Raw genomic sequence first — 26214 nt, forward strand, 5'->3', positions numbered from 1 at the left:
AATACTTCAACAAGAATTGTGTGAGTACATCATGTAAAATCATCTTTCAACACACTAACAACCCTCTCTATTATCAACTATAAAATCCGAAGTCAGGCTGATTCTGTCGAAGCCCCAAGCCACTTTAATCGAGCCCATCGCTGTAAAAGATAAGCACCCCGCCCAATTAGAGCACCAAAAAACATTCCCGTAATAATATCCAACGGATAGTGTACTCCCAGATAAATTCGGCTATATGCCGTCATGACTGCCCAAATAAGCAATAAAAAAGGAAGGTAATAATAATGTTTTTTTAATAACAAGCCGAGAAAAACTGCTGCTGCCATTGAACTAGCTGCATGGGCAGAAAAATACCCAAACCTACCACATCCATCTGCCACAAATCGCATCGAAGGTTTTAAGGCGGCAACTTGGCATGGTCTCGGCCGTTTAATTCCGTATTTAAAAAGATTTGCTAATTGATCGGTAGCCGTGATCATAAGGGCAGCAGTTACTACAATTATAAGCGTGGCTTTCCAACCAAAGTTTCTATAAATAAGATACAACAAGATGGCATACAACGGAATAGACGACCATTTTTCGGTCACAAAAAGCCAGAAACTGTCCCAAGAGGCAGTTCCTAATCCGTTGAGAAATTGAAATAACTCTGTATCATATTTCAGTAGTTCTTCAATCATCTTCGTAACGTGCTATTTCCCGATCGTAAAAGGCTGTGGCTTCGTTGATATAATTTTCTGTTTCAGCCTCAAGTTCTTTCTGATCGTGTTGATCGAACTCTTCTAGCCATTCCACCTCATCGTTTTCTAGGTTGATGATAAAACGAGGAAACTCTGTATGAACAATAAAGATCGCCGTTGGGAAATCACTATTATCACCTAAAAGATATTTTGGAAAATCCATGTAGTTGTATCTAGTTTTAAAATTAAAAAGCTGTTACTTACTTTAATTTAGTTATTTGTTTGACCAATCAATTTCTTGGAAAGATAGTTAAATCTTATAAAAAGGAGTACTGCCGAAGCGGTCAATCCAGCAAGAAGTCCGATCCAAATTCCAGCACTCGTATAATTAGTGTGCATGCTCAAATAATAGGAAATTGGAAATCCGATCAACCAATATGCGATAAATGTTATAATTGTTGGAATTTTCACATCCTGCATGCCTCGAAGTGCTCCCAACACTACCACCTGAAGAGTATCTGATATCTGAAAAACTGCAGCAATTAATAATAATTTTGCCGCGATAGAAACCACTTCAAAATTATCTTGAAACTCTAAGGCATTATCGTAATCCAAATATAATTTTGGAAGCATTTGATTAAAAAGTAAAAAGAAAATAGCAAAAACAACGGCCAGTATAGTTGACAGTAAAAATATTGAGAATGCAATTCGTCGTAATTCAATAAATCGTTTTAGACCTTTCTGATTTCCAACCCGAATCATTGCTGCTACACTAAAGCCCATCGCCACCATGAATGTCATTGAAGATAGGTTTAACGCAATTTGATTGGCTGCTTGTGGATTCTTACCCAATATTCCCGACAACCAAATAGCCGAAGTAAAAATAGCGACTTCAAAAAACATTTGCATCGCAGAAGGAAACCCAAGATTCATTAACTTTTTAAGCATCGATTTAGTAAGATCGAAGAACTTAATATGAAGCACAAAGGGTCTTGATTTATGATGTTGAGATAACATATACCACAAATAAGCTACCATAATTACACGCGAGGCTAATGTCCCTATAGCAGCTCCCACGAGTCCTAATTCGGGAGCACCAAATTTTCCGAAGATAAACATATAATTAAGCACCACATTCACCACATTGGCGGCGATTGTTGCATACATGGGATACCGTGTCATCGACAAACCGTCACTAAATTGCTTAAACGCTTGAAAAATAATAAGCGGAAGCAACGAAATTGTTACCAAGTTAAGATATGGCATCGCAAGATCGACCACCTCGGGCGGCTGGCTCATGTGATACATCAAGGGTTTCGCCACAAATACAATAAACACCAATAAAATTCCTAAAACAGTACAAAGAAAAAGTCCGTGTTTAAAGGCAGATTTACCCGAGTCAAAATTTTGTTCTCCGTCTGCCTCTGCTACTAATGGGGTAATCGCGGTTGAAAATCCAATCCCGATCGACATGGCAATAAACATGAAGCTATTTCCTAGAGATACCGCAGCAAGTTCTGCTGTTCCTAATTGCCCCACCATAATATTATCGACCAAAGCAACTAACGTATGACCTAACATCCCTAATATTACAGGAGTTGCCAACGATAGGTTGTACTTAAATTCTTTAGTGTAGGCGGATAAATTCAAAAAAACTAATTTTGGGCAAAGATAGGTCTGTCCTTTTTAATTTATCTTCGTATTCAAATAAAATATTTTGCCACGTCCACAATTAAAATCCATTACCGAATCTGATAAAACAAGTGTAAAAGATTCGTTTAAAGCACTTCGTTCGATCCCCCGTTTTTTTAAAGAAATTTGGAGGGCAAGTCCGAAATTATTTTTAGCCAATACGCTTTGCCGCTTATTAAATGCCTTTACACCTGTAATTATTCTTTGGGTGGGAAAACTTATTATCGATGAGATATTGCTTCAGATCTCTCTAGAAGACCAGGATTTTTCACTATTATGGACCTATGTTCTCATCGAATTTGGCATGGCTGTACTCTCGGATGTATTGGGAAGAATCATCAATCTAACCGATGGCCTGCTTGGGGATCTGTACTCGAATGCATCTTCAGAAAAAATTATTCGTAAAACCAACGAGTTGACCATGTCTCAGTTAGAGGATCCCGAATTCTACGACAAACTGGAACGAGCGCGTACCCAAACCAGCAGCCGAGTAAATTTAATGAGTAATGCCCTTACCCAAGCCGAAACAATTATTTCGATGGTTTCGTTAATTGTAGGACTTATCTATTTTGAACCCATCTTAATCGTCATTCTTATCTTTAGTATTATTCCCTCCTTTATTAATGAAATTAAATTTAGTTCGCACCGCTATTCTTTGGCACGAAGCTGGACGAGCGAACGACGGGAACTGGACTATCTCCGCTACATTGGAGCGAACAACCAGACTGCGAAGGAAATCAAGTTGTTTGGACTTACCGATTTTATTGCGAAACGATTCGGGAAACTATCGGAAGACTATTACCACCTAAACAAAAAACTCTCGGTACGACAATCCATCTATGGTTCCCTGTTTAATATTCTAGGGACAATTTCATATTATGGCGCTTATGTATTTATAATTTATAGAGTGCTAACGGGTGTAATTAGCGTAGGGGAACTTACCTTCTTATCAGGATCTTTCAACCGTCTTCGGAATAATCTTCAAGGCTTTTTTACCCGATTTACCCGTATTTCTGAAAGTGCCCTATACCTACAGGATTATTTCGATTTTATAGACATCGCTGTTTCTGAAGCAAAGTCAGAATACACACCCATACCCGAAAAGATTCAAGTAGGTTTCGAATTTGTAAATGTACATTTCGCCTATCCAGGAAGCGAAGAAACCGTTTTAAAAGGAATCGATTTTAAACTGAAAGCGGGAGAAAAAATGGCATTTGTAGGTCAGAACGGCGCTGGAAAAACAACTTTAATAAAACTTATTCTAAGATTTTACGAACCTACCGAAGGAACTATCTTGCTCGATGGAATTAACATTACCGATTTCGACGTAGAAGCTTATCGACAACGATTTGGCGTGATCTTTCAAGACTTTTTTAAATACGAATTCAGCCTTCGCGAGAATATTGCAGTAGGGAATATCGCTGAAGTACAAAACGACGAAATGATTACGTATGCCGCATCTAAAAGTCTTGCCGACGAAGTAATTAATATCATGCAGGACGGAATTGAACAACAATTGGGAAGACGTTTTGCAAAAGGACAAGAGTTAAGTGGTGGACAATGGCAGAAGGTAGCTCTTGCTAGGGCCTATATGAAAGATGCTGACATTATGATACTCGACGAACCTACCTCAGCATTAGATGCTCAAGCAGAATACGATGTTTTTGAACGTTTTATAGGCTTAACCGATCAAAAGACCAGCATTATAATTTCACACCGCTTTAGTACCGTACGTATGGCAGACCGAATTCTCGTCTTAGAGCATGGTAAAGTACTCGAACTTGGAACACACGAACAACTAATGGAAACCCCTAAGCTCTATGCAAAATTATTTGAATTGCAAGCCGCCGGATATCAATAGATTTATTTAATTTTATAAAATACGCTGCCTGTATTTAATTATTGTTAACATAGAACACAGATGCTTTCAACACAAATTATTTTTAACTATTAAACATACCGTATGCAATCGAAAGCGACCACTCCAGAACAGTATATTAAAGAACTTCCGGAAGACCGAAAAGAAGTAATTACCAAACTCCGAAAACAACTGCTTGATAATTTACCGAAAGGCTTCGAAGAACAAATGTGTTATGGCATGCTTGGATATGTGGTTCCTCATTCTTTATATCCCGATGGATATCATTGTGATCCAGAGCAAGCACTCCCGTTTATAAACTTGGCTTCACAGAAAAATCATGTTGCCGTGTACCATTCCGGTATATATAGTGACCCCGATTTAATGCAATGGTTTGTGAATGAATACCCAAAATATGTAAAGACCAAACTCGATATGGGAAAAAGCTGTATTCGTTTTAAAAACATGAAAAATATTCCTTTTGAACTCATTGGTGAATTAGCCGCTAAAATGACTCCAAAAGAATGGATTGATCGCTACGAGGCGGTAGTAAAAAGATAAGATATTTCTTAATTTTCACGCTTAAATAAAGTCCTATCACTACTCCTAATGTGCTTACACATTTTTTAGCTATTCCCGAATTAGATCTTACTTCGGAAGGATTTCGGTATGCTACATTTTACACTTCTGAAAAAACTATTGCTTCGGAAGGTTTTGAATTCCCACGGAAGCGAATGGTAGGTAAACAAGCCGAATATTGTTTCGAGCACTATCTGAAACATCATCCTAGCTATGAATTGTTGGCTGCCAATATTCAAATTCAAGGGGCTACTGAAACCATTGGCGAACTAGATTATATTATTAAAAATCGAATTTCAGATAAGCTCATACACATAGAACTTGCTTGCAAATTTTATTTGTTCGACCCTAATTTAAATACCGCTAATACAGCTTCAGAAGTGGGAAAAACAGCTTCTTGGATTGGTCCCAATAGAAAAGACACACTTTCAGAAAAGCTTAGCAAACTTTCAGAAAAACAATTTCCGCTTCTTTATAAAGCCGAAACACTTTCTGTTTTAGAAAAAATGGGGGTTTCCACTCAAAGTATGGATCAACAAGTTTGTTTAAAGGCAATGTTATTTTTTCCGAAGCAATTTAATGCACAAGACCTTCTAAAGGAATACCAACAAAATATTGAAGGGTATTATATTTCTTTTACTGAATTTTTAAAGGAAATTAATAATGAAGCAACCTATGCCATTCCCGATAAAAAAGAGTGGCTTCTACCTGTTGAAGAATTAGAAAAATGGCATTTCTTTTCAGAAATAAGTACGTGGGTCGAGGTGCAACTCAACAAAAAAAAATCACCGCTTCTTTATAAAAAAAGCGGTGAACATATTGAGAAATTCTTTGTGGTTTGGTGGTAGGTAACGTTAGTTTTTTACAGGATCTAACGATGTTTTAGTACCGTATTTATCGAAAAGATATACGAGACTTGCCATAGTGGCTGCCCCTAGTTCCAATTCACGTTTGTTTACTGCATCGAAGGTATCGCTTGCCGCATGATGATAATCGAAATAGCGTTGCGAGTCGGGACGAAGCCCTGCGAGAACGATATTATCATCTTTTAAGGGTCCAATATCTGCACCACTTCCTCCCATTTCAAAATAATGTATGAGGTATGGTTTAAAAAGAGCTTTCCAGCTTAGTACTTGTTTAAAATTTGCTTCGTTGGTATCGAAAGAAAAACCACGTGGTGTAAATCCGCCGCTATCGCTTTCGAGTGCAAAAACATGTTGTTCGTTTTTTAGTTTGGCTTGTTCTGCGTATTCGGTTCCGCCACGTAATCCGTTCTCTTCATTCATAAAAAGTACTACACGGATGCTGTGTTTGGGTTTGTAATTAGTTAATTTAAGTAAGCGCAAAACTTCCATGGATTGAACGCAACCTGCACCATCATCGTGAGAACCGTCACCTAAGTCCCACGAATCCAGATGTCCACCAACCACCATATATTTATTGGGATATTGTGAACCAGTGATTTCTGCTATAACATTGTGCGATTGTACATCGGGATACACTTTACAACTTTGCTTAAAATAAAACTGTAGATCGGGTTGAATTTTTAAGGTGCTACTTAAATAATCGGCACCATTGGTGCTTATAGCACAAGCCGGAATACGGTCTTTTATTGGCGTGTCTCCATAGGTCATCGAACCGGTGTGCGGAAAATCATCATTTTTTAAATTCATGGAACGAACAATAACCCCAACTGCACCAAATTTTGCAGCTTCCATGGCACCAGCATATCGTTGGTCTACACAGCCACCATACGCTTCGAAGGTGTGTATTAGATTCGCTTTCATGGGGCGGTTATAAAATACTATTTTACCTTCGATCTGATCGCGTCCATATCGTTCTAAATCTTCGATACCTTGTACTTCGATCACTTCGGCTTTTAATCCGATCTCACTTGTCGCTACCGAACCTCCCAATGCACAAATATCGGTAGTAACGGTTTCTTCTCCTTCTCCAGATTCTATAAATGCATATTCTTTAAAACCCCGTGTCCACTTTGGCACCATGACAGGTTGTAGCCACACTTTGTCGAATCCTAATTTTTCTAATTCTTCTTTCGTAAATCGAACTGCTTGTTCTGCTTCAACCGAGCCCGACAATCTTCCTCCAATTTTATTAGAAAGCGTATCTAACCAGTCGTAACTATTACCATTGAGCAACGCCATATCGTATAAATTACGAAGCATTAAGGAGTCTTCGGTATTTACTTTTTGAGCTATGGAAAGGTTACAAATACTAATAAATAGAATTCCGAAGCATGCCTTTTTAAAATTAATCTTCATTGTTAAGTCGTTCTTTAAATTCTTCAATTCTAGCCCGTATTTTTGCATCTAATTCGGGTTCTTTAATGTCTTTGTATTGTTGCATTTCTTTTAGAAGAATGGTTGCAACTAAAAGTCGTGCAGTAGGTTTATCATCTGCAGGAATTGTATACCAAGGCGCATGGGGTTTTGAAGTTCGGTTAATTGCTTCTTCGTAACAACGCATGTAATCGGACCATAATTCACGTTCATCGAGATCGCCTGGTGAAAACTTCCAATTTTTAGATCGTTTATTTAAACGGCGTAACTGCCTATGCTTTTGTGATTCTTTAGAAAGATTTAGAAAAAATTTAAAAATAATTGTTCCATTCTCTGCTAAGGTTTTTTCGAAATTATTGATCTGCTCAAAACGTTTGTCCCAAAAAGAATCGTCTACATCTGCAACAGTATTCACATTGGGTAAATTCTCTCCTAAAATATATTCGGGGTGAACTCGTGTGACCAAAACATTTTCATAATGAGTTCGGTTAAAAACACCAAATTTTCCACGAGCAGGAAGCGCAACGTAGTGACGCCACAGGTAATCGTGTTTTTTTTCGTTTTCGGTCGGGACTTTAAAACTATGAACCACTACACCACGTGCATTAAAATCTTTAAAAACCTCTCGAATCAAGCTGTCTTTTCCAGCAGCATCCATCCCTTGAAAGCAAACCAGCACTGCATATTTACCATGTGCATACAGCGTATCCTGTAATTCTCCCAACGCTTCGCGGGTGTCCTCTAACGTCTTTTCAATTTTCTTTTTTGAAGCATCAAGATCCACAAAGGTTTTTCTGTCTTCGATCTTTATTGCTTCGGAAACTTTATAATCTTCGATCTTGATCTCTTTCATAATTGCTTATTTACTTGCGAATAATTTTACATCTTCTTCGTTTACTTCTGCGGCTCCAAGAATGATGAGACGTTCCACGACATTTCTTAATTCACGTATGTTTCCTGTCCAATCGTATTCTTGAAGTAATTTTACTGCTTTATCTGAAAATTTCTTTTGCGCCGTACCGTGCTCTGAAGCAATTTTCTTGGTAAAATACTCTATAAGCAAAGGAATGTCATCGCGGCGATCGTTTAATGGTGGAACTTTTATTAAAATCACTGCCAAACGATGGTATAAATCTTCTCTAAAATTTCCTTCGGAAATCTCTTTTCGAAGATCTTTATTTGTGGCTGCAACAATACGTACATCTACTTTAATGTCTTTGTCACTTCCTACTCGCTGAACTTTATTTTCCTGTAAAGCACGTAATACTTTTGCTTGCGCTGAAAGACTCATGTCCCCTACTTCATCAAGAAATATAGTACCTCCATTTGCTGCTTCAAATTTCCCAGCACGGTCTTTATTAGCAGAAGTAAAGGCACCTTTTACGTGTCCGAATAGCTCACTCTCGATTAATTCACTAGGAATGGCTGCACAATTCACCTCGATCATAGGTCCTTTAGAACGATCACTTTTCTGGTGAATCCAATGTGCTACTAGTTCTTTTCCTGTTCCGTTGGGTCCAGTAATAAACACACGAGCTTCGGTGGCGGCTACTTTCTCGATCATCTCTTTGATCTGAATGATCTCGGGAGATTCACCGATCATTTCGTAATTCTTACTAACTTTTTTCTTAAGACGATTATTTTCAACTACTAACTCCTTGCGATCTAGTGCAATTCTTACCGTATTTAATAAACGATTAAGGTCGGGTGGTTTCGAAATATAGTCGAACGCTCCTAAGCGCATGGTATTTACAGCGGTATCTAGATCTCCGTGTCCAGAGATCATTACCATTGGCGTTTCTGGTTTTATTTTCTTTACGGCTTCTAAAACCTCAACCCCGTCCATTTTGGGCATTTTAATATCACATAATACAAGGTCGAAATCTTCTTTCTTAATGCGTTCAATTCCCGCGAGTCCGTCTTCTGCTTCAAATACTTCGTATGCTTTATTTTCTTCCGAAAGAATCTTTACCAATACACGACGTATTGCTGCTTCATCTTCGATTATTAATATTTTCGCCATGTTATATTTTAACTTTTATTCCAGTTCTTCCGTAGAAATTATTTTGATCGTTTATGGTATATACATCATCTCCGTTCCCGTCACGAAGTCGAATGTCGTTGACGATGGTGTGTCCAAAATACACATAAAATAAGAGGTGGTCTACAAATTCATATTCATATCCAAGTCCTGAAAGTACCGTAGTCATGGAGATATTCTCTCCTATACCCTGGGGAGCAACATTTACGTTATTTCGAATATTTGCGAAAAATCCGTCGAGAGTAACAAAAGCCTGCAACGCACTTTTTTCATTGAGCTTGTATTTAATATTCGATTTAGGGATTCCTGCAGAAAACGACCAGTCTGGATGAAATTCCCGGTAATAATTTATAATTGGTAATGGAAAAGGACGTCCTGCTGTAGTTGAATAGGCAAGACCTAAAATAAGACGCCAAGGTTTCATACTCGGATTTTTCTCATCAGGCCCTGTTTTATCTTTTATGAAATAAACTGCACCTTCATAAATATAATCATCGCTGGAGGCATCTCCTTCAAAATCGGACGCAATTTTCAGCCCTACTTTTGCCGCATAGCGCCAATCATTTTTCATTTTATTGGTATATCCTAAGGAAGGAGTAAAAGATTGAAAACGTTCGTTATCGGTTGGAAAAGGAAGTTCATCTCTTAACTTAAGGTTGATATTTCTGTATTCAAAACCAGGAATAAGGTAACCGTCTTCAGACAGCTTAATTGGCACATTAACAAACGTTCTAAATCGAGCGAACGAATTTTCAGATTGATCCTGTGGAAAATAGGTGTATTCAATTCGTGCTAAATCGGTAGTTTGTGCGCAAACAACACCAGACATGGTAAGAAGTACACTAAGTACTACTATGTATTTTTTCATATATAATTTTTATTAATCCTCTCCCATTGAAGGAGATTCTTCTTTAGGCAATTTGTTAGTAAATAAATGAACATCCCGCTGTGGAAATGGAATACTAATTCCATTTTCACGAAACAACTCGTCGATTCTAAATCGTACCGCACTCTTTATTCGAGGTTCAGAAAAACTGTCGCTTATAAAAAACAATACACTGAACACCAAAGCTGAGTCACCAAAATCTTCAAATAACACAAAGGGTTTCGGGCTTTTTAAAATTCCCTTTTGTTCTTCAATACTTTGTAACAGTAATCGTTCCACTTTTCGAGTATCGCTTCCGTAAGCTACACCAACTCTCACATATTCTCGCGTAGTTCGGTGGTTTTGGGTATAATTATAAATCGATTCTGTAATGAACTTATGATTCGGAATAATAATTATCTTATCATCTCGTGTAATGGCTCGCGTAGTACGCAACTTAATATCGATGATACGCCCTACTTTATTGTCCACTTCGATAATATCACCAACTAAAAGCGACTTGTCTAATATAATAAATATCCCAGCAATTACGTCTTGAAATAATTCTTGAAGTGCTAATCCAAGTCCTACTAAAAGTGCCGCGGATGCGGCTAAAAATGGGGTTACATCAATCCCTACCGTACTTAAAACAGCAAAGACCACTACAATATAGGTAATATACTTTATGAACTTAAAGACACTGATAAATTTAGATTTATCACTCGTGTCCATTTTTCGAGTAAACAGCACCCGAATCCATTTTAGAATAAAGCTCGCAATTAAAAATGAAATAACTACAAGCAGTAATAATCCGATAGTTATTTGAATTTCATTCTCACCGTTACCAAAAGTAAATCCAAGGTCGAGAAAGTCTTTTATAGCTCCCCAAATATCATCTTTTACGACCTCTTCAATTTTATCTATTCCCTTTTCTTGCACGTATTAATATTTAAGCCACTTAGCAATTTCTTTATAGCTCGCCTTTTTCCCATACATTAAAATCCCTACTCGATAAATTTTTGAAGCGAACCAAACTGTTCCTATAAATGTAGCAAATAAAATAACTACTGACAGAATTTGTTGCCACATAGGAACCCCAAAAGGAATACGCATCAACATAACTACAGGCGAGGTAAATGGAATATACGAAAATACTTGCGAAACAGTTCCGTGCGGATTATCGATCACCGTAAAGAACCCCACATACACTGCCAAAATAAGAGGCAATAATATTGGCATCATAAACTGTTGTGTATCGGTTTCGCTATCTACAGCAGCTCCAATGGCAGCGTACAAAGAGGCGTATAATAAATACCCTCCTATAAAGAATAGAATAAACATAATAATTAAATTACCTATAGGTAAATTATTAATTTCCATAAAAACCTCTTGCACCATAGAATCTACTCCAGCACCCGTGGTTTGTTGTATCATTTCTTCTTGCGGAGTTTGTGTTGCAGAAACATCAATTCCTAAAATTGCAGGTACCACGGTCATTAAAACTCCTATTAAAACCGTCCACATTAAAAACTGAGTGATTCCTGCTAAGGTAGTACCAAATATTTTTCCGAGTAATAGTTTAATAGGTTTTACCGAAGAAATAATTACCTCGACAATGCGGCTCGTTTTTTCTTCTATAACACTACGCATGATCATATTACCATAGATAATTATAAACATAAATAATAGGTACCCAGCCATTCCACCAAAAATCAACTTTAATCCCGAACCGAGTTTCGAAGTTTCCTGCCCTTGATAGGTTTCCAAATTTGTAGTCACACGAATTCGTAATTCTTTAATTTGTTCTGCATTAATCCCAAACTCTTTTAATTTTAAGCTGTTTACCTTTTCTTCGATAGTATCTTCAATATCATCCATTGTATTTAAAGAAGGGGAATCTTCGGAAAAAAAGGAAATTGAATTCGACAGGTCTTCAATGTTTTGTGTCTTCGGAATATACAACAACCCGTAATCTGAAGCTTTTTCTGAAGCTGTTTTTGCTTCGGAAACTGGAATCCCAGAAACATATTTGTAGGTTAAATTATCGGTATCTTGAAACTGATTAGCGAAAAGTCCACTTTCATCAAGAACTGAAATTACTTTTATATCTTCATTATTTAAACTAGACAGGTATGCTACTAATGTAAAAATTCCCACAAAAATTATGGGTGTTAGAAAGGTCATAATTATAAAAGACTTATTTCTAACTTTATTTAAATACTCACGTTTTGTGATGAGAGAAAGATGATTCATGTCGCTTAGTTTTTATTTACCGTTTCAATAAAAATATCGTTTGCAGAAGGAATAACCTCTACGAAACGATTAAGTTGCCCTCTAGAAGTTAAGTAACTAACCAGATCGTTTGCTGAGGCACCTTCAGAAATTTTTATCTTATACTGTAACTCATCGTTAATACTTTTAAAAGTGGCAGGGGTAAGTTCGAACCGTTCTTTTAATTCGGCAGTTACCGCTTCTTTATTAGGGGTAATTAAGCCTACTTCAAAAGTATTCGATTGGTATGCTCTTTTAATGTCGATCAATTTTCCATCCAATACCTTATTCGATTTGTGTATTAATGCTATATGGTCGCACATTTCCTCTACAGACTCCATGCGATGGGTTGAAAATATTATCGTCGCACCATCATCTCGAAGTTTAAGAATTTCATCTTTTATTAAATTTGCATTAATAGGGTCGAAACCACTAAAAGGCTCATCGAAAATTAAAAGCTTAGGTTCGTGCAAAACAGTAACTACAAATTGGATTTTCTGAGCCATCCCTTTAGAAAGCTCTTGAATTTTTTTATCCCACCAATCACCAATTTCTAAACGGTCAAACCAGTATTTTAATCGTGATTTAGCCTCCTGTTTAGACAACCCTTTTAGTTGTGCCAAATACAAAGCCTGTTCTCCTACTTTCATAGATTTGTACAAACCACGCTCTTCTGGAAGATATCCTATATCGCGAATATGAGCTGGCTTCAAGGGCTCTCCATCTAAAATAACTGTTCCCGAATCGGGCATTGTGATCTGATTAATGATTCTAATAAAGGTTGTCTTACCAGCGCCATTAGGACCTAAGAGACCAAAAACACTTCCTTTAGGAACTTCTATAGATACATCGTTAAGTGCTTTAAATTCACCATACGATTTTGAAACATTATTAGCTACTAAGAGATTTTCCATAGACAAAATTTAAGTGTGCAAATATATCGATTTGACAGTGAAGCTACAGCGATATACTAGGTAATTTATAGGATTAGTAGTAAAAGAAAATTGTTTGTTACAAAGGGGTTTCTTAAAGAAGCTATTTTAGTTCCCCTAATTAATTAAAATACAGCCGAAATTCTTAAAACGCTTTTAATAATAGAAAATCGTTTTAAAGAAACAAAGTGCAACTACATTATAATTAGCAATATGAAGCAAATCAATATAAAAAACAAAACCCACCCTAAATAAAAATTGAGGGTGGGAAAAAAATTGCTATGAAAAAGAAAAATTATCGCATTTTTAAATTAGCGATATCCAAATATATATAAATTTATTTTAAAATTAACACTTATTTAAGAAAACATATCTTTTACCTTTTCAAAGAAAGATTTGTCTTCTTTTTCAGGATTAGGTCTAAAATGATCATCGTTGCTCATTTTCTCGAAAAACTCTTTTTGTTCTTTCGATAGGTTTTTAGGAGTCCATACGTTTACATGAACTAGTAAGTCTCCAGTTCCATATCCATTAATACTTGGAATACCCTTTTTTCGCAGTCTTAAAATTTTTCCACTCTGGGTACCATTGTCGATTTTAATTCGAACTTTTCCAGTAACCGTGTCAATTTCTTTTGATGTACCTAAGGCAGCTTCAGAAAAACTTACATACAAATCATAGTGTAAATTATCTCCTTCTCTTTGAAGTGTGTCGTGTTGTTCTTCTTCAATAGCCACTAAAAGATCTCCTGCAATTCCATTACCAGGAGCATCGTTTCCTTTACCTGTAACTTTCAATTGCATTCCATCAACTACCCCTGGTGGAATCTTTATAGAAACAGTTTCTTCAGTAGAAAGCATTCCGTTTGCATCTGCATTGGCAGGCTTCTTATCTATAATCTGTCCGCTCCCACCACAGGTACTACATGTTGCGGAAGTTTGCATGCGTCCTAAAATTGTATTTTGGATACGGGTAACTTGACCTTGACCATTACAAGTTCCACAAGTTTGATAAGTGGTACCTTGTGCTACTTTTTTACGTTTTACTTTAATCTTCTTTTCAACTCCATTAGCGATCTCTTCTAAAGTAAGTTTTACACGAATACGTAAATTACTTCCTTTTACGGTGCGTCTTCCACCACCGAAACCGCCGCCGCCGCCGAAACCACCAAATATGTCTCCAAACTGGCTGAAAATATCATCCATATTCATGCCGCCACCGCCGCCAAAGCCGCCACCATTTTCGAATGCTTTATGACCATATTGGTCGTAACGTGCTTTTTTGTTGGGGTCGCTTAATACTTCGTAAGCTTCAGCTGCTTTCTTAAAACGCTCTTCTGCTCCTGTATCGCCCGGATTTTTATCAGGATGATACTCAATCGCTTTTTTACGATAGGCTTTTTTTATTTCTGCTGGTGAGGCACCTTTAGAGATGCCTAATATTTCGTAAAAATCTTCTTTCATACACTATATATATCCCGTAGGTACGGGTTCTTTTAGTATCCGATAATTCGGATGCATTTTTATTGTCCTATTACTACTTTTGGAAACCGGATAATTTTATCTCCTAATGTATAGCCTTTTTCAACTACATCGATAATCTTACCTTTTAAATCTTCTGAAGGAGCTGGAATCTGAGTGACTGCTTCATGTACATCGGCATTAAACGTATCTCCTTGTTGCGTTCCAATAGGGACTAACCCCTTAGATCGGAGTGTCTCACGAAGTTTATTACTTATTAACTCCACTCCTTTATAAAGATCGTCATCACCAGATTTATCGATTTCATTTAAGGCACGATCAAAATCGTCCATTACAGGTAATAAGGCAGTGATCACCTCTTGGCCTGCTGTTTTAAATAATTCGATACGTTCCCTTCCTGTTCTTTTCTTATAATTTTCAAATTCTGCGAACAGCCGAAGGTATCGGTCTTTTTCTATCTGATTTTCTTCCTTTAAAACTTCTAAAGGATCTTTTTCGTTTTCCGAATCCTCTGTAGATCCGTTTTCGGGAGTAAGCACTTCCTCTTCGTCGTGTACTTCTTTGCTGGTTTTATCTTTCTTGCTCATAAATGAGTACATTTTTATATTTTTTCTGAAGGGTGCAAAAGTACTGCCATTTCTTTAAAGATGTCAAAATGTCACAGCATATTTTTAATATTTTCTTATGATAATCTTATTTAAGATATAAATACTTTTGCCGATTAATCTTATATAACAATAACCATGAAAAAAACAATATTAAATAGCGTCCTAATCGCCGTATTAGCAGTAGGAGCAGTTTCCTGCAAAGATGCTAAAAATGGAACAGACACAAAAGAAGCTCAAGAAGTAGCAGAAGCTACAGAAATGTCTGTAGAATATACAGTGGATACTGCTGCATCTAAAGTACAATGGGAAGGATCTAAACCTGCTGGTACTCATAACGGAACGGTTAACGTAAGTTCAGGTACTGTATCAACAAATGACGGTGTTATTGAAGCAGGTAATTTTGTAATCGACATGTCAAGTATTACTGTTGAAGACTTAGAAGGTGAAGGAAAAGAAAGTTTAGAAGCACATTTAAAAGGAACTGTTGATGAAAAGAAAGAAGATTTCTTTAATATTAATCAATATCCAACAGCTTCATTCGAATTAACTGGAGTATCTAATAAAGAAGGAAAAACAATGGTAGATGGAAATCTTACTATTAAAGACAAAACTAATAACATTAGTTTTCCTGCAACTGTTGCTATGAATGGAGATTCGATGACACTTACTAGTGAGCCTTTCGTAATAGACAGAACAGAATGGGGTGTGAATTTCATGTCTAAGTCTGTTTTCGACGACCTTAAAGATAAATTTATTAGTGACGACATCACACTTACAGTACGTTTGGTAGCTACAAAATAAGCTTACCTTTATTCTTTATATACAAAGCGGTTCTCTAACAGAGCCGCTTTTTTTATTAAAGCAAATCTTCTAAAGCATTTTCGATATTATAATACTGAAAGGTATACCCCTGTTTTTCTAATTTCTTTGAAGTTACTAACTGCCCCTCCAGCACTAATACTGCCATTTCTCCCAAAATTAATTTTAAAATAAAGCCAGGCACATCTGGCAACCAAAGTGTTTTATCAAGATAATACGCAATCTTCTTTGTCATTTTTTTATTTGTAACTGGGTTGGGTGCTACAGCATTGTAGGTTCCCTCCCATTCGTTCATTAAGATCTGTAGATAAATACAGGCGATATCTTGAAGATGAATCCATGACAACCATTGCTTACCACTACCTAGCGGAGCTCCAAAACCAGCCTCAACTGGCTGTTTTAGTTTGGGTAATGCACCTTCATTTTTTGAAAGAACAACCCCTGTTCGCACTTTAGAAACATCAATTCCCAAATTCTTAAATTGATCGGCTGCTGCTTCCCATGCTATTACCACTTCAGCAAGAAAAGTGTTATCAACATCTGTATCCTCTTCAGAATATAATCTTGTTTTTGAATTGGGATAGATGCTAATTCCGCTTGCCGAAATAAACTGCTTAACGGTATGGTCTCTATTCTTTAAAGTGTTAAAAATCAAGTTAGCAGTTTGGGTTCTACTCTCTAAAATTACCTTTTTATATGCCTTGGTCCAACGTTTCGAAATACTTGCTCCTACTAGATTAATAATTGCCTCTACACCATCGAAAGCTTTTTCATCAATTTCTCCATTCGTCGGATTCCAATAAAAACCTTTATAATTAGAATCGTTTTTTATTTTATCCTTTGAAGTGGTTAAATAATGAACATCTATCTTCTCCTCATGACATAATCCTACCAGTGTTTTACCAATTAAACCAGTCGCTCCCGTTATTAATACCTTCATTCTTTTTTTTATTTAAGATACCCCATATGAGGTAATCCCACAACCCCTTTAACGCAACATTAGTAGTTAAATAAAGTAGAAGCATACGTTAATAAAAGCGTTAAAAGTGACGTTCAAAATGAGCCATGAAGAAAAATGAAAGTAAAAATAAGTTTGCGAAATGAATGCTTCTAATTGAAGATCAATATTTTGTCGCTCTCAACATTTCCCTTTTGCCTGAAGGACCGGGCAGTCGCTCTACAACAAATCCAACGGCTTGCATGGCACGACGTACACTTCCTTTTGCGGCATACGTGACTAACACTCCACTAGATTTTAAGGCAGCAAACATTAAAGAAAAAATCTCTTCGGTCCATAATTCAGGTTGAACCCGTGCTCCAAATGCATCAAAATAAATAAGATGGTAGGCTTCAATTTCTGTAATTTCTGAAAAGAATTTCTGTTGTTTGATTAGTGTAAAAAGGGATGTTATTTCTGAAGGTGTTTCCCAAGAACATTCATGAAGTTTTAAAAAGGTTTCTTCGGAAGCGTGTAGTAATTCAGCATAATTTAATTGCGTTACTTCTGAAGGTGTAACAGGAAACGCTTCAACACCCGTATACTTAATCTGAAGATTTTTCTTCTCGGCTTCAATGCAAGTTAAAAAAGCATTAAGACCTGTACCAAATCCAATCTCTAAAATTGAAAAATCCATCACTTTATTTTCGGCAATAAAGTGATGGATTCCTGTTTCAATAAAAACGTGATTTGCTTCAGCAATGGCACCATGTTTCGAATGGTATTGCTCGTTCCAATCGGGAAGATGAATTGTTAACGAGCCATCTTCCGTAGTAAAAAATTCACGTTTCAAAAGAATGCTATTGTTTCTCTTGTGTTTGCTCTTCTTTCAGAGGGATAAGTACTCCATTTGAAAGCACCGAATACGTGCGTTTTGGCTCTGTAATCGCAGCAATTTCTTCTTGAGATTTCCCTGCATCTTCTGCATAGTGACGCTGATCATCTACGCTCACTTCAGCAACAAACGCTTTTCCCGAAACAATAACTTCTTCTCCAGCAAGATCTTTTGGCATGAAAAAACCATAGTCTTTAAACTTTACGCTAGCTTCTTCTTCACCAAGATCCATCGTCATCCAGCAGCCTTTGTTCTGGCAAACTTCTTTCACTTCCGAAGTAAACTTTACATCGATGGTATCGCCCGCTTTAAGAGTTTTGTACTTCTCTAATAACTGTGCTTCGGTAAGCACATTATTTTTATTAATTTTTTCTCCGATCGACGTATACGCCATCTCTGTTTCGGTAGTTTCGACTTCCGAATTATTCTTCTTTTCTTGATTGTTACAACTTGCCATTAATACTGTGATAGCAAGCAGATAAAGTAATCTTCTCATAATAAGGGTTTCTGAAAATTTTTAGCTAATAATATACTGCAATTTTATGATTTTTTTAGATTTTTTAAGGACTTATTTTTAAGTATTTTTACAGTTCAACTAACTTTCAGAATATATAAATTTTCATGAGTATATCTACAAAACACAACGTAACAGTTGAAAAAGTTTCAAAATCGAGGATTGACGAAATCGATTTCGATAATTTGGTTTTCGGAACCACTTTCTCTGATCACATGTTTGAATGTGATTATAAGGACGGAAGCTGGCAAAATCCTACAATTCGACCTTACGGCCCGTTAACGATATCTCCTGCCGCAAAAGTATTTCATTACGGACAAGCGGTGTTTGAAGGAATGAAAGCATTTAAAGATGATAACGGAAATGCATTTTTATTCCGCCCAAAAGATAATTTTAAGCGGATTAATATTTCTGCAAAGAGAATGGCAATTCCTGAATTTCCAGAAGAGATATTTTTTGAAGCCATGCATCGTTTAATGGAATTAGACAAGGCTTGGATTAGACCTGGATTTGGAAATTCTTTATACATTCGACCATTTGCCATCGCTACTCAAGCTGGAGTTTCTGCCGCACCTTCAGACCAATATAAATTTATGATATTACTCTCTCCTGCTCAAGCTTATTATACAGGAGATGTGCGTGTTGTATTTGCCGAAAAATTTAGTCGATCTGCTAATGGTGGTGTAGGATATGCAAAAGCAGCAGGTAATTATGGTGCGCAATTTTACCCTACCAATCTTGCTCGAGAAAAAGGATTTCAGCAAATTATTTGGACCGATGCTAATACGCATGAATATCTCGAAGAAGCTGGTACTATGAATATTTTCTTTAGAGTTAATGACACTCTGATTACTGCTCCCACTGGCGACAGAATTTTGGATGGGATCACTCGAAAGAGTGTTTTAAAAATAGCGGAACATATGGGCATTACATGTGATGTGCGCCCTGTTTCTGTAAAAGAAATTGTTGCTGCTGTTAAAGATGGTAGTTTAAAAGAAATTTTTGGTTCGGGTACGGCGGCAATTATTAGTCCGATAAGTGCTTTTGGCTACCAAGAAGAAGTTTATGAACTTCCAAAATCGAATACACGATATTCAGATAGGTTTAAGCAAGCTCTGATGGAAATTCAATATAATAAGGGAGAAGATCCTTTCGATTGGAGATATCCTGTTGGATAATCTAAGATTTAATTATTAAAAACCCGGACTTCTACAACATGTGAAGTCCGGGTTTTTAGTTTATTTTTCGAGTATTTCTTTAATATTAGGCTTAAAGTAAGTGGGGCCTTTTAGCACTTTACCATCTTCCCGATAAATTGGTTTTCCGTCGGCTCCTAATTTACTCATATTGCTACGTTGAATCTCATTAAATACTTCTTCAATTTTATCTTGCATTCCATGTTCTATAATGGTTCCACAAAGAATATATAACATATCGCCTAAAGCATCTGCCACTTCTACTAAATCATTATTATTGGCTGCTTCTAAATATTCTTCATTTTCCTCACGCATTAATTCGTATCGCAGCAAGTTCTTCTTGATATCTAGATTGGCAGTTGGTGATTGTTTTATGCCTAATCCGAATGCAGTGTGAAATTCGTGTACTGCAGCTATTTTATTTTTCATAATAAATGTAATTAATGGAGAAGTAAACTTACACTCCTTTGGTTATTTTCAGAATAGTTTAATTCTTATTTTTGCGATATAAAACTACAAATTTATGTTCACTACGGGCCAATGGTATTTCGCTCTTTTTTTTGTAATCGCATTTATTGCAATTATGATTTTTAGCTATCGAAAAGACAAGAAATTACATAAAAAGCAATACAAAGGAAGCTTTTGGATCTTAATTGGATTTTTAGTTTTTGTAGGGCTATTGCTGCTTGCTAAGTATTTACTGAAACATTAGAAGAAAAAAATGCTTCTCACAGAATGTAAGAAGCACTTTCCTAATTTAAAATTTAAATCGTATTTTAATTCTTCGCAGGTAAATTGCTGTATTCTTTTGAGTACATCATCATTTGTGCTTCGAACGTTTCAGGTTGTTGTACTTCGAAACTTTCAATTTCACCCTCATCATTCATAGATGGAACGATCATCGGATTTACAAAACCACTGTACGGAGGCGAGGTAAATTGCTTATTACGTTCAAGAACTTCTCGGTGAATATCTTGATCTACTTTAACACCGTATCCTTCCACAAGAGCTTCTACTGCTGCATAATCTCCTTCAGATTTAATACGCTGTGTTTCTTTTAATAATTGCCCAAATATATCGTGCAATTTTTCATAATCGTTAATATTAAAATACGTTTTCCCATCTCGAGTTACTTTTTCAATCACGTTATCTTTAGCTCCTTTCTCGAATGCCCAAGCTGATACCCATTGGCGGTTACGCATGTGTGCTTCTTCAACATCATCTCCTTGCTTTAAGCGAATTAATTGCGTCATAAGTCCATTACGAATATAGCCATCGTACGCAGCCATACCAACCTTTTTCCAATCGTCTACAAGGCCTAATTCTTGTAATTTCGGATTGTATAAATAATACAAACCAACAAGATCTGCACGTCCTTCTTCGAGGGTTGACGCATAGTTTTTCAAGGTTTCTTTGGTCTCTCCAACTCCAGGATTTAATTGTCCTGATGCATGACCAATTACTTCATGTAATGCGGTGTGAAGTTTATCTCCTACTTGTCCGTATTCTTCTTCTAATGCTAGTTCTTCATCATCATGCACAAATTCTTTTAGTCTTCCTGTGCTACCCGCATTGTTATATGCGTTAATAATATTTCCAAGAGATACCGATTTGCTTCCTACAGCTGCACGAATCCAGTTTGCATTTGGTAGATTTACTCCAATGGGTGTACTTGGCGAAGCATCTCCTGCTTCTCCAGCAACATTCACTACTTTATAAGTAACACCAACCACATTTTTCTTTTTATGCTCATCCATTAAAGGTGAATTATCTTCAAACCATTGTGCATTTTCAGATAATACTGCCATTTTTTCAGACATATCGAAATCTTTAATCTGAACAATCGTTTCGTACGATCCTCTGTATCCGAGGGGATCGTTATATACTTCAATAAAACTATTTATGTAATCGATGTTTCCTTCCGTAGCAGCCGTCCAAGCTACATTATAATCATCCCAAGTTTGAAGGTCTCCTGTTTTATAATATTGGATTAATAAACCTAAGGCATCTCCTTGTGCTTTATTTTCGGCAACTCCTTGTGCTTTTTCAAGCCATTCAACAATCTTGTCGATAGCGGCTCCATATAATCCCCCAGATTTATAAACCTGCTCTTTTAAAACTCCATTCTCTTTTACCAATTTTGAGTTTAACCCAAAAGAAAGAGGTTTGTCTGCATTCGGTGATTTTTTAGCAGCGTAGAACTTTTCTACATCTGCATTCGTAACATTTGGCCCATAAAAATTCACTGCGGAAAGACCAACATTATCTACACCCTTACCTTGATTCACTTTCTTAGCATCCTTATCATTAAAAAGTACTTCGAAAGCTTCTCCTTCTAATTGAGTGTTAGTAGCTGCTAGAACTTCTTTTAAGTATTCTGAAGAAAAAGCTGGCTTCATTTTATCGTTCGAATAATGATGGTGTATTCCATTTGCGAACCAAATTCGTCTTAAGTAATTTTCAAAGTTCTTCCAGTCTTCTGAAGTTTTATCACCATCGTAATTGGTATACACATTTTCTAAAGCGGCACGAATTGTTAGGTTATGACGGTAATTCTGGTCCCAAATTATATCCCGTCCTTCTAAACCAGCTTGTGTAAGATAATAGACTAGTTTTTTTTCTTTTAAAGTAAGATCCTCCCAACTCGGAATTTGATATCTTAAAATTTTAATGTCTTCAAATTGCGTTAAATTGTAATCGAAGGAATCGCTTTCAACTTTCTCCGTTTTTGCAACGTCTTCATTAGCAGGTTTCTTTTTATCTTCATTGCAAGAAAAGAAAACTACAGAACTCATAGCCAATGCTACGTAAAATAGATGCTTCATTTTATTGATTGTTTTGTTTCCAGCAAATGTAATAAAATATTGAATGCCAAAGCCACTACCATTGGAAAGGAATACCGTAGAAAAAGGTACATCTACTCATTCTAAAATTATGTATATTTAGCACCACAATAAATCATCACTCTCTATGAAAATAATAAAATACTTATTCTTTCTAATTCTAATTGTAATTATTGGAGGAGCCATCTATTTTGCTACAAAAGATGGTAGTTTCAATATTACTGAAAGCAAAGTAGTTAATGCTCCAGCCGAAGTTATCTATAATAAAGTTAAAGATTTTAAAAGCTGGCAGGAATGGGGACCATGGATGGAGGAAGATGCAGACATCGAAGTTACGTATGCTGAAAAAACGGAAGGTGAAGGCGCGTCTTATTCATGGACAAGCAACAAAATGGGTGACGGTTCCATGAAAACAGTAAAGGTGATTCCAAATAAAGAGATCGACCAAGTTATTACTTTTAACACTCCCGTAGGAGATAGTGATAGTGAAGTTACATGGCGTTTTGAGCCTACAGAAGTTCCTGGCCAAACGAAAGTAAGTTGGGGAATGAAAGGTGAACAGTCACTTATGGAAAAAGTTTTTATGGCATTTCAAGATGAAGATATGGAAACCGGTATTCGCCAGATGTATGAGAAAGGTTTAAATAATCTCGATAGTGTAGTCATGACCGAAATGAAAAAATTTGAAATCAGTGTCGATGGCATTACGCAATATAGTGGTGGATTCTATATGTACAATACCTCTGCTGCAAGGCAAAGTGATATTGGCACTAAAATGCCGCCAATGATGGGGCAAGTGATGGGCTTTATGCAACAAAACAACATTCCGATGTCGGGCAAGCCGTTTACAATTTATAACTCGGTAGATCAAACAAACGGAACTGTAATTTTTTCTACAGCTGTTCCTGTGAAAGACCGCGTAATTACTCCACAAGGAAGCCCTGTTTTATCAGGATATATGGAGGAAGGTGTAGCCTTAAAAACAACTCTTAAAGGAAATTACGACAATATACCTGCTGCCTACACAAAGGCTCAGGAATACGCAATAGCAAACAACCTTCAGATAGACCCAAATACACCTATGTTCGAAGTGTATGTAACAAATCCAGATGAAGTAGCTAATCCTGCGGATTACATTACCGAAATTTATATGCCAGTAATTTCGCCAGTAAACGAACAGGAACTATAAAATGAAACAAGCACTGTTGGTTTTTATTGGAGGAGGACTCGGCAGTACCTTACGGTATTGGGTGGGTACTTTTTTAAATAGCTCCAAAACAGGAATTCCCTACGGAACGTTTGCCGCAAATATTATAGGTAGCCTTATTATTGGAATGGTACTTGGCTTTGCCTTAAAAAATAATTCTATTTCAGATAATGTAGTTCTATTTTTAGCTACTGGATTTTGTGGCGGTTTCACTACTTTTTCTGCCTTCGCATACGAAAATCATGTTTTTCTAAAGTCGGGTGATTTTTTTACGTTCGCACTTTATACTATTGGAAGTTTCGTTTTAGGATTTGCAGCTGTATTTTTAGGTATTTGGCTTATTCGCTATTTTTAATGGTCGCCAAAATCTTTTACACCCGCTTCAATACGTATTAATAAATCATTCTCTTTTGGTGGAATAGGACAAGAATACACTTTATTGTAAGCACAATACGGATTATACGCTTTGTTAAAATCCAACACAATTGTGTCACCTTTAGGAATTCTTGCGTCTAGAAATCGCCCGCCGCCGTAAGATCCATCGCCACTAGTAAGATCTGTAAAAGGAAGAAAAAGATAATCTTCGTAACCAGGTTCATCATAAGGCGTGGTACTTTGGTACAGGTTGAGTTGTAGTTCTTTCTCATCAATCAGGAAATGTGCTTCTCCGTATTTCACGTATTCCGGAAGCCGTTCTGTGGTAGTTGGCATGAGAAAAGGTTCTTCATTGGGAGTTCGAACAAACTGCGCATTGACACGAAATTTTAAGTTAATAGGGTAAAACTGTAGTTCATCAAAAATAGCGAAATCTTCTTCTGTTAAAACAGTAGTTTCAGCAGTGGCAAACTTTTTATTTTCTGCAGCTTGATAGGCTTCAATCGTTGAAATAAGCGAATCCTGAGCATGAAGTTGAAGACTCGTTATAATGCAAACTACTAATACCACAAATTTCATATAAAAGTCATTTTCAGTAAAAATAAGAAAGATTTTGACAGCATACTTTAATTTCTATTTTTGTGAAAAATACGTTCTATGCCTGTTAATCTTCATTCCTTTGCCTTTCTTTTACTCCTATCTACAACCGTTTCGCACCTTAGTGCACAACACATCGATATTGACAAAGAGGCACTTTCGTTTCTTGCTTCCGAAGAAAATATCGCTATTACATTTACGTACAATGAACTTTTATTTAATGCCGACGATACTCCAGAAGAAATTTATTTAAAGGAGGCGGAGCTTAAATACAAAGAACGACAAGGAGCAGTAGAGGCCGCAAATTGGCTGCAAAATTACACTACATCTAAAAATAAAATGTGGCCCGAAATGTTCCTCGAAACCTTAAACGAAAAAGTGGCTACGTATGAGAATGGACCTGTATTTAATCGCACCGATTCGAATGCAAGGTATACAATGAACGTAAATACCACATGGATGTATTTCGGGTATGATGCATCCATAATTAAAGGACCTTCTAAAGTAAGTATGGACCTAACTTTTTTTGAGACAGCAACTCCTTCCAATATCATTTTTAAAACGACCATTCGTAGAGCTATGGGAAAAAATAACAGCTCAGACCACCCTGATGGTTGGGCTCATTTTAAAAGAGCAGGCAAAGCATATGTAAAAGCTGCTTATAAATTATCGCAAGCACTAAAAAGAGTAGTCGACTAGGTATCAAAACAGTATATAGTTATATTTACAAAAACCTTACACGTTAAAATAACGAAAATTACGTTGGGTTTCTCTATTTAATATTACTCACATTTTCATATTCAGCAGCAATATGCGCTTACCAAAACCAATACTCCCCTTTATTTTTATATTTTTTAGCATCTCTATTTCGAAAGGCCAAACCATTCGACTAGACAAAACTGCGCTTGCTGGATTGGTTTCCGAAGAGACCGTGAATGTTATTTTCGCTTATAACGAACTTACATTCGATGTGACTTATATTCCTGAAGAAGAATACCTCAAAGAAATCCACGAGAAAATTGCGCGACGTAGTAACCCAAAAGCTGCCTACGACTGGCAACGAGATTTTAAAAAAGGAAAAGAAGAGGACTTTCCAAAAGCATTTGTAGCCATTTTAAATGAAGAATTAAAAGACCATGACAAGGTTCCAACCTTTATTTTGGGAGCAACCAACTCCAACTATACACTTGTGGTTCATACCCACTGGATGAATTTTGGTTGGGATATTGGTGCTGTAAAACAACCTACAAAAGCACGTATGACCCTTTATTTTTATAGAACAAACGATCCTGTGAATTTTATTTCAAAAACTGAAATCCGCAATGCAGAAGGTTTAGTGAGTGACAGTCGCTATGGAAACGGTCTAGGCCCCCTTCCCTCCTTAGCGAGTTTACAACATGTATATGAACGAGTGGCACCAAATCTTGCTAAAGGACTTAAACGAATTGTAAAATAAAATTCGTTATCTATTTTTGACCGTCAATAATTACCAAAGAAAAAAAGTACTACATTTGATTTTTCAATTAC

27 protein-coding genes are annotated in these 26214 nt (G+C 36.5%); 9 read left to right on the forward strand and 18 right to left on the reverse strand.

Going from position 1 to position 26214, the window contains the following annotated elements; all coding sequences use genetic code 11:
* Positions 1–92: 92 nt before the first annotated feature.
* Genes ULVI_RS14955 through ULVI_RS14965 form a run of 3 tightly spaced genes read right to left on the reverse strand, consistent with a single transcriptional unit; the run spans position 93 to position 2327 of the window.
* Positions 93–677 carry a phosphatase PAP2 family protein gene (locus tag ULVI_RS14955; protein ID WP_068593611.1) on the reverse strand — a complete coding sequence of 195 codons (585 nt, stop codon included), beginning with the start codon at positions 675–677 and terminating at the stop codon, positions 93–95.
* Positions 670–900, reverse strand: coding sequence for a hypothetical protein (locus ULVI_RS14960; protein ID WP_068593612.1), 231 nt, complete (start codon positions 898–900; stop codon positions 670–672). Before ULVI_RS14960 ends, ULVI_RS14955 begins: the two co-directional genes overlap by 8 nt.
* A gap of 47 nt (positions 901–947) precedes the next feature.
* Complete coding sequence (locus tag ULVI_RS14965) at positions 948–2327, reverse strand: MATE family efflux transporter (protein ID WP_068593613.1); 1380 nt, start codon at positions 2325–2327, stop codon at positions 948–950.
* 67 nt (positions 2328–2394) lie between these two features.
* On the opposite strand from ULVI_RS14965, the gene ULVI_RS14970 reads away from it, so the two are divergent.
* The 3 genes from ULVI_RS14970 (at position 2395) to ULVI_RS14980 (ending at position 5654) form a co-directional block, all read left to right on the forward strand.
* A complete protein-coding gene (locus ULVI_RS14970) occupies positions 2395–4230 on the forward strand; it encodes an ABC transporter ATP-binding protein (protein WP_068593614.1) in 1836 nt (611 codons plus the stop codon).
* A gap of 102 nt (positions 4231–4332) precedes the next feature.
* Complete coding sequence (locus tag ULVI_RS14975) at positions 4333–4788, forward strand: DUF1801 domain-containing protein (protein ID WP_068593615.1); 456 nt, start codon at positions 4333–4335, stop codon at positions 4786–4788.
* 50 nt (positions 4789–4838) lie between these two features.
* Positions 4839–5654: a DUF1853 family protein gene (locus tag ULVI_RS14980; protein WP_068593616.1), complete on the forward strand. Its 816-nt coding sequence runs from the start codon at positions 4839–4841 to the stop codon at positions 5652–5654.
* Between the two features lie 6 nt (positions 5655–5660).
* Here the strand turns inward: ULVI_RS14980 and ULVI_RS14985 are convergent, their stop codons facing one another.
* From ULVI_RS14985 to ULVI_RS15025, 9 genes are all read right to left on the reverse strand, one after another.
* Complete coding sequence (locus ULVI_RS14985; RefSeq protein WP_068593617.1) at positions 5661–7088, reverse strand: M28 family peptidase; 1428 nt, start codon at positions 7086–7088, stop codon at positions 5661–5663.
* Positions 7078–7959, reverse strand: coding sequence for a PPK2 family polyphosphate kinase (locus tag ULVI_RS14990; RefSeq protein ID WP_068593618.1), 882 nt, complete (start codon positions 7957–7959; stop codon positions 7078–7080). The genes ULVI_RS14985 and ULVI_RS14990 overlap by 11 nt, the downstream gene beginning before the upstream one ends.
* A gap of 6 nt (positions 7960–7965) precedes the next feature.
* Positions 7966–9129, reverse strand: a complete 1164-nt coding sequence (locus tag ULVI_RS14995) for a sigma-54-dependent transcriptional regulator (protein WP_068593619.1) — start codon at positions 9127–9129, stop codon at positions 7966–7968.
* Between the two features lies 1 nt (position 9130).
* Entirely contained in the window at positions 9131–10015 is an 885-nt protein-coding gene (locus ULVI_RS15000) for a DUF6268 family outer membrane beta-barrel protein (RefSeq protein WP_068593620.1), read from the reverse strand.
* Between the two features lie 12 nt (positions 10016–10027).
* Positions 10028–10951: a mechanosensitive ion channel family protein gene (locus ULVI_RS15005; protein WP_068593621.1), complete on the reverse strand. Its 924-nt coding sequence runs from the start codon at positions 10949–10951 to the stop codon at positions 10028–10030.
* A gap of 3 nt (positions 10952–10954) precedes the next feature.
* Positions 10955–12265 (reverse strand): ABC transporter permease, encoded by a 1311-nt coding sequence (locus ULVI_RS15010; protein WP_068593622.1) that lies wholly within the window; start codon positions 12263–12265, stop codon positions 10955–10957.
* 5 nt (positions 12266–12270) lie between these two features.
* Positions 12271–13197, reverse strand: a complete 927-nt coding sequence (locus ULVI_RS15015) for an ABC transporter ATP-binding protein (protein WP_068593623.1) — start codon at positions 13195–13197, stop codon at positions 12271–12273.
* A 377-nt stretch (positions 13198–13574) separates the two neighbouring features.
* The gene (gene dnaJ / locus ULVI_RS15020) at positions 13575–14678 is read right to left on the reverse strand and encodes a molecular chaperone DnaJ (protein WP_068593624.1); all 1104 of its coding nucleotides are present in this window, start codon (positions 14676–14678) and stop codon (positions 13575–13577) included.
* Between the two features lie 59 nt (positions 14679–14737).
* Positions 14738–15283: a nucleotide exchange factor GrpE gene (locus tag ULVI_RS15025; RefSeq protein ID WP_068593625.1), complete on the reverse strand. Its 546-nt coding sequence runs from the start codon at positions 15281–15283 to the stop codon at positions 14738–14740.
* A 156-nt stretch (positions 15284–15439) separates the two neighbouring features.
* Here ULVI_RS15025 and ULVI_RS15030 point away from each other — a divergent pair, with 156 nt between their 5' ends.
* Positions 15440–16105, forward strand: coding sequence for a YceI family protein (locus tag ULVI_RS15030; protein WP_068593626.1), 666 nt, complete (start codon positions 15440–15442; stop codon positions 16103–16105).
* Positions 16106–16160: 55 nt separating this feature from the next.
* On the opposite strand, the gene ULVI_RS15035 is transcribed toward ULVI_RS15030, so the two are convergent.
* The 3 genes from ULVI_RS15035 to ULVI_RS15045 all read right to left on the reverse strand — a co-directional run bounded on the left by ULVI_RS15035 (position 16161) and on the right by ULVI_RS15045 (position 18451).
* Positions 16161–17063 (reverse strand): TIGR01777 family oxidoreductase, encoded by a 903-nt coding sequence (locus ULVI_RS15035; protein ID WP_068593627.1) that lies wholly within the window; start codon positions 17061–17063, stop codon positions 16161–16163.
* A 181-nt stretch (positions 17064–17244) separates the two neighbouring features.
* Positions 17245–17913: a tRNA (5-methylaminomethyl-2-thiouridine)(34)-methyltransferase MnmD gene (gene mnmD / locus ULVI_RS15040; RefSeq protein WP_068593628.1), complete on the reverse strand. Its 669-nt coding sequence runs from the start codon at positions 17911–17913 to the stop codon at positions 17245–17247.
* 7 nt (positions 17914–17920) lie between these two features.
* Positions 17921–18451, reverse strand: a complete 531-nt coding sequence (locus ULVI_RS15045) for a DUF4920 domain-containing protein (protein ID WP_068593629.1) — start codon at positions 18449–18451, stop codon at positions 17921–17923.
* A gap of 125 nt (positions 18452–18576) precedes the next feature.
* On the opposite strand from ULVI_RS15045, the gene ULVI_RS15050 reads away from it, so the two are divergent.
* Entirely contained in the window at positions 18577–19647 is a 1071-nt protein-coding gene (locus ULVI_RS15050; RefSeq protein WP_068593630.1) for a branched-chain amino acid aminotransferase, read from the forward strand.
* Positions 19648–19707: 60 nt separating this feature from the next.
* Here ULVI_RS15050 and ULVI_RS15055 read toward each other — a convergent pair whose 3' ends face one another.
* Both ULVI_RS15055 and ULVI_RS15065 read right to left on the reverse strand, forming a co-directional pair.
* Complete coding sequence (locus ULVI_RS15055) at positions 19708–20094, reverse strand: pyrophosphohydrolase domain-containing protein (protein ID WP_068593631.1); 387 nt, start codon at positions 20092–20094, stop codon at positions 19708–19710.
* Between the two features lie 347 nt (positions 20095–20441).
* Complete coding sequence (locus ULVI_RS15065; RefSeq protein ID WP_068593633.1) at positions 20442–22490, reverse strand: dipeptidyl-peptidase 3 family protein; 2049 nt, start codon at positions 22488–22490, stop codon at positions 20442–20444.
* A gap of 145 nt (positions 22491–22635) precedes the next feature.
* Between ULVI_RS15065 and ULVI_RS15070 the strand changes: the two genes are divergently transcribed.
* Complete coding sequence (locus ULVI_RS15070; protein WP_068593634.1) at positions 22636–23697, forward strand: SRPBCC family protein; 1062 nt, start codon at positions 22636–22638, stop codon at positions 23695–23697.
* A 1-nt stretch (position 23698) separates the two neighbouring features.
* A complete protein-coding gene (crcB, locus tag ULVI_RS15075) occupies positions 23699–24070 on the forward strand; it encodes a fluoride efflux transporter CrcB (RefSeq protein ID WP_068593635.1) in 372 nt (123 codons plus the stop codon).
* Here the strand turns inward: crcB and ULVI_RS15080 are convergent.
* Positions 24067–24669, reverse strand: a complete 603-nt coding sequence (locus ULVI_RS15080; protein ID WP_068593636.1) for a DUF1684 domain-containing protein — start codon at positions 24667–24669, stop codon at positions 24067–24069. The genes crcB and ULVI_RS15080 overlap by 4 nt on opposite strands.
* Positions 24670–24747: 78 nt before the next feature.
* On the opposite strand from ULVI_RS15080, the gene ULVI_RS15085 reads away from it, so the two are divergent.
* Together ULVI_RS15085 and ULVI_RS15090 are read left to right on the forward strand one after the other, a co-directional pair.
* Positions 24748–25386 (forward strand): hypothetical protein, encoded by a 639-nt coding sequence (locus tag ULVI_RS15085; protein WP_068593637.1) that lies wholly within the window; start codon positions 24748–24750, stop codon positions 25384–25386.
* A gap of 112 nt (positions 25387–25498) precedes the next feature.
* Positions 25499–26143, forward strand: coding sequence for a hypothetical protein (locus ULVI_RS15090; protein ID WP_068593638.1), 645 nt, complete (start codon positions 25499–25501; stop codon positions 26141–26143).
* The last annotated feature ends 71 nt before the right edge of the window (positions 26144–26214 follow it).

The organism is Cochleicola gelatinilyticus (assembly GCF_001637325.1).
GTDB classification, from domain to species: domain Bacteria; phylum Bacteroidota; class Bacteroidia; order Flavobacteriales; family Flavobacteriaceae; genus Cochleicola; species Cochleicola gelatinilyticus.